Genomic DNA, 13,888 nt, shown 5'->3' on the forward strand with positions numbered 1-13,888 from the left:
GACAAAAATAAATAGACTCCACCGTAAGTGAGGGGCGTCTATTTCAAGCGCGGTACCACCCTCATTCACGACAAAGTCGTCTTAATCGGATAAAATTAGCTGACTTTTTGTTTAAGAAAGTAAGCTATTTTCCTATTTAATTTTAGGCACCTTAACTTGCTGGCTTACACTGTCCCAACTCTCTGAAAAGTTAATTAGTTTGATGATGAACTTGTATTGCTAAGATAATTTGAGAATATATTATTAAAGTTTTGGTCTTTAACAATGACATTATATTTTAACAAATACTTCTTAAAGACTGAAGCCGTAAAGGTTTGGTCCTTTTCTTTTTGAGTTTTTACATAGTTTTTTAACTGAGTTGTATATTTCTTATAATCAGATCCCTTGCCTGGATTGTCAATCATATAAACAAAGTAGTATGTTGTTGCCCCTGTGCTTTGATCCGTTGATGTAATAATGTCTGAAGATTTGCCATTACTTAGTTTAGTAGCAGCAGTTTGCACGTCAGATGGAATTGTAGTGTTTGAAGTATCAAACTTCACTTCAGTTCCTTTGCTGTCTTGATCCTTCTTAAAACTAGAAAAATCACTAATAGCTTGATCATGTGCTTTTTGAACATCATCTTTTGTTGTTGAACTCACAACATAAGTATCAACGGTTGGATAATAGTTTGCCCAAGCACTTTTTAACTTTGCATCTGAATACTCAGTCGCTGAAATTTCCTGATCTATGGCATATTGTTCAAGCATTTGTAGACGGAGTGATTCTTTATAGCTTGCTTCTGTATAGCCTTGCTGGCTCAAATAAGTGTCCCACGAGGTACCATATTGTGCTTTTTGATTGTCATATTGTTCTTGCACATCTGAACTTGATACTTTTTTACCAAATTCTTTTTCAAAGATCTTGCTGAAAGTGAGATTTTGAATAAGTTGGTTGGCTCCAGTTGAGGGAAACTTTGCTGCCTCAGCATATACATCCACTTCCTCAATTGTGTCACCCTTCATGGTCACAACATTTGTTGTGCCCTTATTAGATCCGCTTGATGAGCACGCTGTCAATGCAAAAAGCGATAAACCCACAATAGTAGCGAGTACTATTTTCTTCAACTTCAAATTTAAAACTCCTTTTAGTTCATTTCTAAATGTTTAAAAAATACCTGAAACGTTCTATATTATTAGATATTATAGCACAGACCGACTCTATTTGCATTTGATAAGCAAAATACCATCTCCAAGTGGAACTAGACTACTTTGTAACTTTTCATCACTATAAACGACCTCAAAAAGCTTATTCAGAGCCTTGAGAATATTGTGTTGGCGACGTGGCGTTCCTTTTAGCGGGCGAAAAATGTCACCTGCCTGTAAGACATCATCAATAACCAGTAAGCCATCACCCGACAGATTATTGATCAAGTAAGGTAAAAACTTTATGTATTGGGTTTTGGCTGAATCCATGAAAATAAAGTCAAATTTTTCTCCTTCAAGAGTTGGTAGGATTTCTGCCGCATCTCCTTCAAGCATTTTAATCTGTTTTCTACTATCATACTTTTTAAAATTTGGCTCAGCAAGTTTTATCATCTCTTCATAGCGTTCAAGCGTTATAATTTCAGCATCGGGGCAAATTTCTGCAAAGAGGAGTGAAGAAAAGCCAATAGCTGTTCCAATTTCTAGAATTCGTTTGGGCTTCAATAACGAAAGCATCATCTGGAAATACACAATGGTTTCGTGAGGAATAATCGGCACATTGTATTCGGCAGCAAATTCTTGCAATATCTTCAAGCTTCCGCTGAGTTGATTTTGTTCATTCCTCATAAAATCAACCACTTCTTTTTTAACAATTGGTCGACGCATCATGATATTAGAATGTTTATCGTAAACTTCACTTAACATTCCAATATTTTACCACAGATTTAATGAAAACAATAGTTCACCCAATCTAATAAAGCATCCTGAACAACTTCTTAATAATATAGTTTATAATCAGGATCTAGTTTAAAATAAAATATCTCATTCTCATTATTGATTTTTAAAAAAATATGGTCAAAATCAAGACTTTAAATGACGATAGACGTAATTGCCAAAAATAGGAAGACTGCAATAATTAAACTAACAACAATTACATGCTTTCTTTTTTGAAAGTTCATGACAGCTATGAATTCACGCATAAATGCTGGAATCCGGTAGTATAAGGCAGTTTTTCCACTTGGGCCTCCTTGCGCATCTAAATTCAATTTTTTAGCAAAAAGAACGGCCCTAAAGACATGATAATCTGATGTAAAAATTAGAAAACCTTCTTTAATCAAGGCTGCTGATTTAATCAGATTTTCATAGGTTGTCGTTGAATGTTCTTCTAGTAGTGTTCGTTCTTTAGGAAAATTAAGCTTTTCAATTGCATATTTTTGCATGGCTTTAGCTTCTGATAACCTTTCATCACTTCCTTTTCCTCCCGAAAAGACAAGGAAAGTATCTGAGTTTGCATAATTTACTGCTGCTTCTATACGTGAAGCCAATAAATGTCCGACCTCAGAACCATTGACTAATCCTGCCCCATGAACCACATAATACTTTGCCTCAATCCTTTTAACTCTTTTCCCATATGATCTACTTGAGACATAAAAAACTAAAAATTCCCAACTTATATAGACAGCTAAAATAGGATAAACCATTGCCAGAGTTTCAAACCAGTTAAAGTGGAAAGACTTGAAATTCCCAATCAAACCATAAATAATCGTCAAAGTCAGAAACAGAAAAAATGCTGAAGGAAGCAGAAAATTTGAAAAAGATTTACTTCCGTTACGCCACATTTTTTCCGTAAGAATAATAATAGATCCAATCACTAAAGAACTAATCAAAAATGAGACAAAAACTAAAACACCCCCTTCGATAATTAACCCAAATAGGATTCCATTTATAGGGTAACCGAAATAGATCGCTATGGTTAAAACTATAAAGTCAAGCCCAATGAGCGCCAAAACAATCCCATTTAAAATATTTTGACCCAATTTTAAAGTTCGAAAATCAGATAATTTCCACGAACGGCAATAAAAAAAGATACTCAAAAATATAAGGACGACTGATACAATTCCTAAAAACAATGGCAGTATATCATTACTCTTCATAGCCGTATTTTAACATAATGAACTAATAGATTTGTTATTTGTTAAGTCTAAGAAAAAAGTCGTCCAAGTTTGGACGACTTACATTTTAGATATTTTTTAATGAGAAGGACTCACATGTGAAGGACTGCAAAATTGATTGCAAAGAGAATACCTACAATCCAAACAACTGCTTTTACTTCTTTGACACGACCCGTAAATAATTTGACAAAAATAAATGTCAAGAAACCAAAGGCAATACCGTAAGAAATTGAATATGAAAGCCCCATAAAGACTGAAGCAAAGAAACAAGGAATTGCTTCTGAAAGATCAGACCAATTAATGTCTTTCATTGTGCTGAGCATCATCATACCAACGATGATCAAAATTGGAGCTGTTGCTTGAGTTGGCACAATCCCAATTAGCGGAAGGAAGAAGGTTGAAATAGCAAACAGTACAGCTACAACCATTGAAGTCAAACCTGTACGTCCGCCAGCGCCAATGCCAGCAGTTGACTCAACATATACGGTTGTATTAGAAGTACCAAAGATTGCACCAATTGGTGTGGCAATCATGTCAGCGAACAAGGCTCTGTCCATCTTAGATGAGAATCCACGCGTGTTTTCCATGTCTTTGAAATCTTGCTCAGAGAAGATACCTGTGCTACGGCCAGTACCAATAAAAGTTCCAATTGGATCAAAGATTGAAGTAAGTGAGAAAGCAAGAATAGTCATCAACACTTCAAAGATCTTAGATGAATGGCTAAATAGTGAAAGCATACCATGGTTACCAAAAGCGGCAAAGAAAAGAGCTGGTGTCTTTGAACTACCTACAAACATTTGATGGAAAGCAGTACCTACACTATTTGCAGAGAATAGAGTTGACCAATCAATTGATTGAAGTTGGTAAGCATTTGGGATTGCATGACCTGTATGAAAAACTGTAATTGCAATTAAATAAATAATAGTCGTTGCAAGAATTGAAAGGATGACACCACCTTTTATTTTACGTAAAACGAAGAAAAGTGTAATGATAATACCGAGAATAGCGACGATAACACCGGGGGAGTTGAAAGATGAAAGTCCAGGAACCATTGTAGAGTCAAATGCACCGGTAGCTTTATTCACATAACCATTATCAGGGATGAATTGGAGCAAACCAGCATTTTTAATACCGATGTAAGCAATGAAAACACCGATACCACCACCAATGGCATGTTGAAGGCTCATTGGGATTCCAAGCATGATTTTTTTTCGAAGTGATGTAAATGTGATGATAATATTAATAATTCCACAGATGAAAACCATCGCCAAAGCTTGTTGCCAAGTGTAGCCCATTCCGAGGACAACAGTGTAAGCAAAGAAAGCATTAAGCCCCATACCTGGCGCCAAAGCGTAAGGAACATTTGCAATAAGACCGATAGCAACTGTGCCGACAACAGAAGCGATGACTGTTGCTAAAAATACTCCTTGTATTGGCATTCCAGTTGTATGAAGAACTGAAGGATTTACAAAAAGGATGTAAGACATGGCGAAGAAAGTAGTGACACCGGCCATGATCTCTCGAGAAACAGTTGTACCATTTTCCTCGAGCTTAAAGAATTTTTTCAAAATTTTCTCCTTATAGCTAAGCTATTTTTTTATTACACTTTATTTTATTTCATTTAATGTTTTTTTTCTAGGTTTTCCCATATTATCGTTTTTTTTTATATTTATCGTTCGTATTTAAAGGGGTTTCACATGTGATTTTCATTATTTGTTCATCTCTTAGCTAAAATGAAAACAAAAAAGACTTTTAAGTCCCTTTTCTGTTTAAGTTAGCGAACGACGGGATTCGAACCCGCGACCTCTACCATGGCAAGGTAGAGCTCTACCACTGAGCTACGTTCGCAAGCATTTTTAAATTTCAATAACAATGAAATTTATGCCGACTACATGATTCGAACACGCGACCCTCTGATTACAAATCAGATGCTCTACCAACTGAGCTAAGTCGGCTAGTTGGATTAAATAAAAGTACTTACCTCATAAAGGTAAGTCTGCGGATTAAGGGACTTGAACCCCCACACCTTTCGATACAAGAACCTAAATCTTGCGCGTCTGCCAATTCCGCCAAATCCGCAATTTGAATCTACTTCTTCACCATGAAGGAATATCTAGGTAAACCTAAGAAGCATATCTGACCCCTGCGCGGCTCGAACGCGCGACCCTTTGATTAAAAGTCAAATGCTCTACCGACTGAGCTAAGGAGTCATAAAATTAATGTCCTAATCTTCAGTTTCAACTTAAATATAGAGAACATTACAAAGAATTTATTTCTACATAAACATTTAGAAACAAACGGTTCCAACGGGAATCGAACCCGTCTCTCCGCCGTGACAGGGCGGCGTACTAACCGATATACTATGGAACCTGTCAAGCTGTCGCCTGGCACTAAAAGATTCATGGGCTTCCGCCCACGTATAGAAAACTTCTAAAAGCTTTCTGCTGGCTGCAAAGGCACTTTGCCATCGCACGACGTTTTTCAGCGTCGACACAAGCATCACACTTGTTTTTCCTTGTATGTTGACCATACATCAGACACCGCCAGGCATCTGATGGGAGTTAACGGGATCGAACCGCTGACCCTCTGCTTGTAAGGCAGATGCTCTCCCAGCTGAGCTAAACTCCCAGATTTTTGATTAATAAAACCTGATATTGTGAAACACATCGCGTTTCAACAACAATTCATTCTATCAAAAATTCACAATCAGGTCAAGAGATAAGTGGTGCCTTTCAAATCTATTTGGCAAATATTCGTTTCTTGACAAAATTTTGATAAATTGCTTTATTAATTTTTGGATTTTATCAAAAATTCATCAATAAATAAATTAAAAAAATGGACAAGTCCATTTTTAATTTTAAACATTTAATGTCACTTGTCCTATAAAATGGAGGGGTCATTGTAGCTCCATAGTACGGTGAGGAATTCCATCTTCCAAAAATTCATCACCTTTATTCACAAAACCAAGTGATTCATAGAATTCCTGTAAGTAAGATTGTCCATGAATCCTGATTAGACCATCACCAAATGCCTCTCGAACTCTCACAATTGAAAGTTCCATTAACTCACGCGCCATACCTCTTCTTCGAGCTTTCTTTTTAACTAGTACCCGGCCGATTGAAAGTGCATCGATAAAGTTTGTGCCCCTTGGCATTAACCTGGCATATGCCAAAATTTCATCCTCTTCAGCATAGAAAATATGAAGCGAATGTTGGTCTTTATCATCAATATCTTGATAAGCACAGTTCTGTTCCACCACAAAGACCTCAGATCTTAGTTCCAAGATCTTATATAGTTCATCAACCGTCATTTCGTCAAATTTTTTTATCTTCCATGCCATTTCTTATAACCCAACTTTGCTTTATTTATCGCCTGATTTATTCAAACATTTTCTATAAATAAAAAGAGAAACTAAAATGTAAGCGAAGACATCAGGCATTGTCAATAACCATTAAATTTTCAATTAGAGTTATTTCCTACTCTACTATCACAAACTTATTCGATAGCATAGTCAACATCCTTCATCGGTGAAACTTCTCCAACTAAATAGGAGTTACCTACAGCCGAGAAAAAGTCGTGATTACTTGAGCTTGTTGAAATGCCATTCATTACTAAAGGGTTTACTTTGTCTGCAGTTGACGTAGCAAATAGAGGATCAAAGCCCAAATTCATTAAAGCTTTATTCATATTGTACTCTGTAAAAGTCGTAACCTCTTCCACCCATCCGATTTCTGAGTAGATCTCGTTAATGTAGTTTACTTCATTTTCATAAAGTTGGTAAAGCAAATCAAAAGCCCACCCCGTCAATTCCTGCTGATCAACTTCTGAAAGTTCGGCAAAATCTTTCTGGAGGTAGTAACCAATATAAGTTCCATGAACAGACTCATCACGCAAAATCAGCTTGATAATCTCCGCAGCATTTACCATCTTGTTTTCACCCAAATAACGTAACGGGGTATAGAAACCAGAGTAGAACAACCCTGATTCTAGAAACGTTGAAGCAATACGAGTTTTCATACCGGCCAATTCTATCTCCCGATCGATCATGGTAAAGTTGAGATTTTCTGGATATTGCTTTGCAAAAGCTGCCAATTTCCCAGCTTTATATACTTCATCAATTAATTCGGTTTTTTTTTGTAAGTAGATATCTTTGTCTCCCCATTCATATAGGCCATCAATTTCTTGAGTTGTCATCAATGAGCTAAACACGGTTGAGTAAGACTTTGCATGTACCCCTTCCATGAACTGGATTTGTCCAAGTGTAGCAGCTTCTTGCGGTGTGTGTGAAAATTCACGAATAATCCCGTTCCCATCATTTGATTGAACCGTATCAAGTAAGGTTAGACCAAGAAAAACCTTACTGTAGACATCACGTTCAAGATCCGACAAACTACGCCAATCTTTCAAGTCATTAGATACTGGCACGCGAGTATCTAACCAAAATTGACTATTGAGTTTGTCCCAAGTGTATTTGTCAATAGGGTCTTCAATTCGATTCCAATCATTGGCTGCGTAATTGAGTGCAGAACGGTTATTGGTCTCGGCCAAATGGTTTGTTTTCTTAAATGACATGTCGTCAACCTCTTTCTTTTTGCTCTAATTTTTTGGATTCAAGAACTTATCCACGTTCTATTGCTTTTTGAGTCTTGTAGCTCAAATAGGCCAGACCAACAAATTTAGACAAAACATTCAAGTGTTTAACTACCATATTTTGAATTTCTTCAATGTCAAGTTTATCAGTTTTCACATTCATGATATCTTGATTAACGAGCGTAGCCACATCATTTGCAAGACGATTAGCTTTAACTGGATTGACATGATAGGCCCCAATAAATTCACCATTTACTTTTCCATAGTAAGCAGCCTTAAAGACTGCTTCTTGAATTTTCTTTATGTCATAGTCAACCACGCGACCATCACGCTTGATAATTTGTTTTACCACCCTATGTGCTCCTTAAATTTGCTCTAAGTGTTCTCTATACATTTGTTTTTCTGATACGAGCAGTTTGGCTCCATCCGACAATCTTTTAAAGACTGATTTTAAAGCTTCTACATCTGATGTAGTTCCGTTCATTTCAAAATCATACACAATCGGAATCTGATATTGTGCTGAAAGCTCTTTTGCAGTATAAATATAAAGTCCCGCAAAGTTACGGTTCCCAGAAGCCACGATTCCCTTACAAAGGGTACGATTAACACCTGTTGCCATAAATTCAAAGACTGGATTCATAACATCCTGTGAACATTGTTGGGTAGGTGACTCCTCTGCATAGCTTGGTGTGATCAAAATAAAGGGTTGAGCCATTTCAATATCTGGATAATCCTGTGTGATTTCAACAAAAGTATCTTCAGAAAGACCTAGTTTTTTTATAAAACGGCGTGTCTGCCCAGTGATTGAGAAATAGACAATTTTCATAATCCTATTTTACTCCGATTCTAAAAGAAGGTATCTTCTTAAATCATGCAACTTTCGCACTCATTTGCACCACCATGTTCTTTATCTGTGTCAGCTGTATATTGTCTTGTATAATACATTGATTTAATTTGGTGATGCCACGCAAAGTTACGCAAGATTGAAAGATCACGTGTAGTTAGCTTTGTCGTATCTCCCTTCTTCCACTCATACAAGTCTGGATATTCCGTGAAGTCAGATCGAAGGTACATCGTCATTGAAAGGCCTTGATCTGTATGCTCGGTGGCTGCCTCGTAAATACGGATCTGCCAACGCATATCTTGTTCATAAGCTGATTTATAGTAAGAAATTGTGTCTGTTGTCAATCCAAAAGCAGGGTAATAAAGTTTCCCCACCTGCCCTTCCTGACGTTCTTCGATGCGATTAATAATTGGTGCGATAGAAGCCGAACAGTCATTCACGTATGAAATGGATCCATTCGGTGCCAAAGCGATACGATAAGAGTTAAACAGACCATGCTCTTGGACAAGTTGCTTGAGCTCTACCCAATCTTCTTGAGTTGGAATGTGGATATCTTTGAAGAGCTCTTTAATGCGGTTTGAAACTTTTCCAAGGTAATCAGTAGTCAAGTATTTATCAAAGTATTCACCAGAGGCATAAGAAGAATTTTCAAAATTATGGAAAGTTGCTTTACGCTCTTGGGCCACAATATTTGAGCCCATCAAACTATAATAATTGAGGCAGAGAAAATATAAACCAGTAAAATCAACTGCATCTTGACTCTCGTATTGGATATGGTTTGCGGCCAAATATGAATGAAGTCCCATCGCGCCAAGACCAATTGCATGATTCATCTTGTTGCCCTTATCAATTGTTGGAACAAATGATAGATTTGAAGCATCTGAAATGAAAGTTAACCCCTTTACCATCGCAATAATATCTTGCCCGAAGTCTGCACCCGAATCCATCATATTGATGATATTTGTTGAACCAAGGTTGCAGACGATATCTTGTCCCAAGGTTGTATACTCTTGTTCTTCATTCAAAACTGAAGGCGTCTGAATTTGAAGAATTTCTGAGCAAAGGTTAGAGCCTAAAATACGCCCAGCAATCGGATTCACTTTATTTACAGTTGAGATATTGATGATATAAGGATAGCCTGATTCTTGTTGAAGCTCCGATATCGCCTGTTCTAAGGCACGCGCTTCAAGCCATTTCACACGAATTTTGGGCATTCCAGTTTCTGAATCAATTTCTTTAGACAAATCAACCAAGTGATCATACTCTTTATCAATGTCAACATAAGTGAAGGGCATACCTAATTCTTTTTCTACAAAGTAAGGGTCGAAAGTTGCCATTTTAGCATTAGCTTTCGCCAATTCATAGAATTTATCAGGCACAGTCAAGCCAAGTGACAAAGTCTTCAAGCGGACTTTTTCGTCAGCGTTTTCCTTTTTAGCAGATAAAAAGTCTATGACATCCGCATGAAAAACTGGCAAATAAGCCACACCAGCTCCTGGGCGTGTACCCAATTGATTTGAGTAAGAAAAACTGTCTTCGAAAAGTTTCATAACAGGTAAAATTCCTGATGCTAAACCATCCATCTTCTTAATTGGAGACCCTGCTGATCTGAGATTACCTAAAATCAATCCAACCCCACCTGCCTTACGTGAAAGTTGTAGCGCATTTGTGATACTACGACCGATGTCAGACATATTATCTTGAACTTGGATGATAAAGCATGAGGCAAACTCACCACGACGAGCACGACCATTGTTAGCATAAGTGGGTGTGGCTGGTTGATAGCGACGATTGATGATGACACGAGCAATATCCCGTGCTAATCGTTCGTCACCATTGGCCTGATAAAGAGCATTCATTAGTGCACGATCTTCTGGGTCTTCCAAATAGTAGTCATTAGAATTAGTCTTCAACGCATATTGTTTGTAAAACTTGTAGGCTGCCATAAAAGATAAAAAGGTAAAATTCTGTTCTGCTAGCCAGAAACGGAGTTCCTCTATAAACTCTGGTTGGTAATTGTAAATGAATTCTGACTCATAATAGTCTTTTTCAATCATCCACTTAAGCTTTTCATAGTAAGATAACTTTTTCCCAGCTTCAAGGTTGGTGTGACCAGATTCAGCCCACTCTCCATTAACAATGACGTTTTTATTCAAATAGCTAAAGGCCCGATTAGGTGAAACATTTTCTTTTAAAAAGGCTACTATTGCTTCTTTATCCTTATGAAGTGGAATTTGCCCATTTACTGGAATATTGATTTGATTGTTTAGCTCAAAATAGGTCGGATTTTTTATATTTTTTAGACTCATATTTTATCTTTCACAAATAATTTTTATAAGATGTTCATTTTTGATTTGATCTTTACGAACAATTAAAAATTAGAACATTCAGGCTGTTTTTAAATTTAACTTAAAAAGAAAACGAAGACCTTCAGCACCGATTTATCCAATCCAGCAAAAGGTCAGGTATTTTTTAAAAAAATTGAGTTAAAAATTTATGCGAGAGCTTTTAACTGATCTGGGCGAAAACCATAGAAGCTTTCTCCAGCAGCTGTTTCAACAACAGGGACTGCCTTATATCCAAGAGACACAACATAATCACGATATTCTGGCTCATTCTCAATATTGTGCTCAACGTAGGCGATACCGTGTTCGTCAAGATATTTCTTGACCATCTTGCATTGCATGCAATTGTTTTTGGAAAATACATTTACCATAATTGTGTCCTCTGATATATATTTCTATATTTCTTTTCTATTAAAGTGTTGTAAATAAATTCTACCACATTTAGTTTTTTTTACAAGAAAAGAGTACTATATATAGTACTCTTTTCTATAAATGATTGTAATTCAGCGCATATATAGTTATGTAAAGTCTATTTTTTCAAGTAATCTAGGGCGTCTTGAACTTTCTTGACTGGAATAATTTTCATCTTTGTTTTGAGTCTTTTTGCAGCAGATAGTGCACCTAAATAATTATTTGTTAATTCCTTTTTCGTCCCAGAATCTGGAGCAAAGAAGACAGTTGCGCCACTTCTACTGGCTGAAGCAATTTTTTGGTCGATCCCTCCAATTTGTCCAATAGAGCCATCTTCTTCAATCGTACCCGTACCTGCAATAGAACGTCCCTGCAAAAGTTGATTCCCTGTCAACTGATCATAAGTCTCAAGGGTAAACATCATCCCAGCAGAGGGACCACCTATTGAACCTGCATCAATTTTAACGGCTGGATCCGTCTTAACTTTTGTGTGATCTACCAAGCCAATTCCAATGCCTGTTTTTCCACTTGATAATTTGATATATTTTCCCTTAAAGCTATGCTTGACACCGTCAATTCTAGTCACTTCAATTGTTACTGGATCACCAACTTTTTGACTTGCCACATAGTTTATCATCCCTTGTGAAGACTTAAAGCTCTTGCCGTTTACAGCCGTCACAGTATCTGATATTTGCAAATCTTTTTTGAAAGTTGAGTTATCCGTGATTGATAAGACATAAACTCCCTGATAATCAAGGCTATATGCTTTATCTGCTAATTTAAAAGCCTGATAGATTGCCATATTTTGAGCTGTTTCCATGTAATACTGATTGACTAAATTATACTGCTGGTTATTCAGCCCACCCGTCATATCTTTATCAGAAATAATCTCTGAAAAAGAATCAAAATGGCTAGCAATCATGAGGGCATTATTTGCTGGCATAACTGTGACAGCTGTTAGATAAAAATTTCCCTTTTTTTCAGCAGACTTCCCTTCAACTTTCACCATTCCTGAGAGAGGCAATGTTACTCCAGGTTTCTCAATGTAGTAAGGACGGGGAATGATAAGATAGATTAACCCCACGACCAGTATTATGATTGGTAAAACAATCGCTAAAAAGATTTTTGTAAATCTTTTTTTCTTATCAAGGACTTGCATCAATTCATTATCATTTAACATATTTTTCCTTTAATTTGTGCGCAACATTTTTAGGGACATATTTACTGATATCAACACCATAGGCGACTAACTCTTTCACACGACTTGATGAAATCATGCCTAGTTCTGGCTTTGCCACTAAAAGGATCGTTTCGACACCTGTCATTTCGTGGTTAAAATAAATCATATTAGCTTCGTAGTCAAAGTCTGAAATAGACCGGACAGACCTCACCAGCGCCGTCACTTTGAACTTTTTGGCAACATTGACAGTCAAATCACTTGAATGAGTGATAATTTCGACATTCTTAAATTCCTGTAGATTTTCCTTAATAAGAGCTGAACGTTCATTCACCGAAAAAGAGTAGTTCTTACTTGGATTATCAAAGACTCCCACATAAAGTTTATCAAAAAGTTTTGAAGCACGTGCAATAATATCCAAATGTCCCATGGTCATTGGGTCAAAACTTCCTGTAAAGAGGCCAATTTTTTTATTAACATTAAAATTAGTTTGAGTTTGAGTAGATTGTAATTTTTGTGATTCCATAAGTTTTCTGTTTCCATATCTTTAAATAGTTAATTTTTTCAGGTAAGCCTGTAGTTTTCTCAGTTTCGCAAACAATTAAAACGTCTTTCGTAAAAAGTTTTTTTTCAGACATTTTTTGAATGTCAGAAACCATCATTTCTTTCGCATAAGGTGGGTCAAGAAAAATAAAATCAAATTTTCCTGTTAGGTTTTCAATAGCGATTTCTGCTGGCTTTTTAATAAGTTGAAAATTTTCATTCTCTTTTGTCATTTCAATATTTTCTTCAATGATTTTTTGAGCCCGAAAATCTTTTTCAACCAGAACAGCGAAATTACAGCCTCGCGATACCGCTTCAATTCCTAGAGCACCCGAACCAGCGTAAAGATCTAAAGCTCTTCCTTCTGAAAAAAAGCCCCCCAGCATATTGAAAACTGCCCCTTTAATCTTATCAGTTGTTGGCCTAGTAGTCGCTCCCTCTAGACTCTTTAGGGGCCTTCCCCCATATTTTCCTGCAACTATTCTCATTTCATAATTATAGCAAAATCTTAAACGCAATAAACCTCTCTTTTATACTAAATAGAGCAATACTGTAAAATGAAGATTGCTCTTTCTAAAATAAAAGTTTCACTGTTCCTACATGATGACCTCCAAGTAGGGCACAAGGATAAATTTTGCAGTTTGATAATTAAACTAGCCCAACAACTTTACCTTAAAGATACCTTTATTCAATGCGATACCGCTCAAAAAGTTCAAAAATTAAAAATAAATAAACTATCAAATTTCAAAGGCAAATTGCAAATTTAATTTAGCCACCCCGATACATCTGAAATGGTGTCTGATACTTGAACATTTTTCTTGGATAACAATTCATCCAAGTCT

Annotated in this window: 13 protein-coding genes and 6 tRNA genes; all 19 read right to left on the reverse strand. The window is 36.5% G+C overall.

Annotated elements, in window-relative coordinates:
• Positions 1-194 precede the first annotated feature (194 nt).
• The 19 genes from HNQ37_RS06110 to rsmD all read right to left on the reverse strand — a co-directional run bounded on the left by HNQ37_RS06110 (position 195) and on the right by rsmD (position 13,534).
• Positions 195-1,106, reverse strand: coding sequence for a peptidylprolyl isomerase PrsA (locus tag HNQ37_RS06110; protein ID WP_246415615.1), 912 nt, complete (start codon positions 1,104-1,106; stop codon positions 195-197).
• A 93-nt stretch (positions 1,107-1,199) separates the two neighbouring features.
• The gene (locus tag HNQ37_RS06115) at positions 1,200-1,889 is read right to left on the reverse strand and encodes an O-methyltransferase (protein WP_183540345.1); all 690 of its coding nucleotides are present in this window, start codon (positions 1,887-1,889) and stop codon (positions 1,200-1,202) included.
• Positions 1,890-2,053: 164 nt separating this feature from the next.
• Entirely contained in the window at positions 2,054-3,118 is a 1,065-nt protein-coding gene (locus tag HNQ37_RS06120) for a YdcF family protein (protein WP_183540347.1), read from the reverse strand.
• A gap of 110 nt (positions 3,119-3,228) precedes the next feature.
• Entirely contained in the window at positions 3,229-4,704 is a 1,476-nt protein-coding gene (locus HNQ37_RS06125; RefSeq protein ID WP_183540350.1) for an NCS2 family permease, read from the reverse strand.
• A 208-nt stretch (positions 4,705-4,912) separates the two neighbouring features.
• Positions 4,913-4,984: transfer RNA gene (locus tag HNQ37_RS06130), tRNA-Gly, on the reverse strand.
• A 34-nt stretch (positions 4,985-5,018) separates the two neighbouring features.
• Positions 5,019-5,091: transfer RNA gene (locus HNQ37_RS06135), tRNA-Thr, on the reverse strand.
• A gap of 42 nt (positions 5,092-5,133) precedes the next feature.
• A tRNA-Leu gene (locus HNQ37_RS06140) sits at positions 5,134-5,215 on the reverse strand.
• A 58-nt stretch (positions 5,216-5,273) separates the two neighbouring features.
• Positions 5,274-5,346, reverse strand: a tRNA-Lys gene (locus HNQ37_RS06145).
• An 88-nt stretch (positions 5,347-5,434) separates the two neighbouring features.
• Positions 5,435-5,506, reverse strand: a tRNA-Asp gene (locus tag HNQ37_RS06150).
• Between the two features lie 185 nt (positions 5,507-5,691).
• A tRNA-Val gene (locus HNQ37_RS06155) sits at positions 5,692-5,764 on the reverse strand.
• A 268-nt stretch (positions 5,765-6,032) separates the two neighbouring features.
• Positions 6,033-6,476, reverse strand: a complete 444-nt coding sequence (locus tag HNQ37_RS06160) for a GNAT family N-acetyltransferase (protein ID WP_183540352.1) — start codon at positions 6,474-6,476, stop codon at positions 6,033-6,035.
• 155 nt (positions 6,477-6,631) lie between these two features.
• Positions 6,632-7,684 (reverse strand): class 1b ribonucleoside-diphosphate reductase subunit beta, encoded by a 1,053-nt coding sequence (nrdF, locus tag HNQ37_RS06165; RefSeq protein WP_183540368.1) that lies wholly within the window; start codon positions 7,682-7,684, stop codon positions 6,632-6,634.
• Between the two features lie 70 nt (positions 7,685-7,754).
• Positions 7,755-8,078, reverse strand: a complete 324-nt coding sequence (locus HNQ37_RS06170; protein WP_183540354.1) for an ATP cone domain-containing protein — start codon at positions 8,076-8,078, stop codon at positions 7,755-7,757.
• Positions 8,079-8,090: 12 nt separating this feature from the next.
• Positions 8,091-8,552, reverse strand: coding sequence for a class Ib ribonucleoside-diphosphate reductase assembly flavoprotein NrdI (gene nrdI / locus HNQ37_RS06175; protein WP_183540356.1), 462 nt, complete (start codon positions 8,550-8,552; stop codon positions 8,091-8,093).
• A 38-nt stretch (positions 8,553-8,590) separates the two neighbouring features.
• A complete protein-coding gene (gene nrdE / locus HNQ37_RS06180; protein WP_183540358.1) occupies positions 8,591-10,879 on the reverse strand; it encodes a class 1b ribonucleoside-diphosphate reductase subunit alpha in 2,289 nt (762 codons plus the stop codon).
• A gap of 185 nt (positions 10,880-11,064) precedes the next feature.
• Positions 11,065-11,286 carry a glutaredoxin-like protein NrdH gene (nrdH, locus tag HNQ37_RS06185; RefSeq protein WP_183540360.1) on the reverse strand — a complete coding sequence of 74 codons (222 nt, stop codon included), beginning with the start codon at positions 11,284-11,286 and terminating at the stop codon, positions 11,065-11,067.
• Positions 11,287-11,444: 158 nt separating this feature from the next.
• Complete coding sequence (locus HNQ37_RS06190) at positions 11,445-12,506, reverse strand: SepM family pheromone-processing serine protease (protein ID WP_414672538.1); 1,062 nt, start codon at positions 12,504-12,506, stop codon at positions 11,445-11,447.
• Positions 12,496-13,029: a pantetheine-phosphate adenylyltransferase gene (gene coaD, locus HNQ37_RS06195; RefSeq protein WP_183540362.1), complete on the reverse strand. Its 534-nt coding sequence runs from the start codon at positions 13,027-13,029 to the stop codon at positions 12,496-12,498. The genes HNQ37_RS06190 and coaD overlap by 11 nt, the downstream gene beginning before the upstream one ends.
• On the reverse strand, positions 12,989-13,534 hold the full coding sequence (rsmD, locus tag HNQ37_RS06200) for a 16S rRNA (guanine(966)-N(2))-methyltransferase RsmD (RefSeq protein WP_183540364.1): 546 nt from the start codon (positions 13,532-13,534) through the stop codon (positions 12,989-12,991). The genes coaD and rsmD overlap by 41 nt, the downstream gene beginning before the upstream one ends.
• Positions 13,535-13,888: the final 354 nt, after the last annotated feature.

It is taken from the genome of Lactovum miscens (genome assembly GCF_014202895.1).
In the GTDB taxonomy this organism is placed as follows: Bacteria; Bacillota; Bacilli; order Lactobacillales; family Streptococcaceae; genus Lactovum; species Lactovum miscens.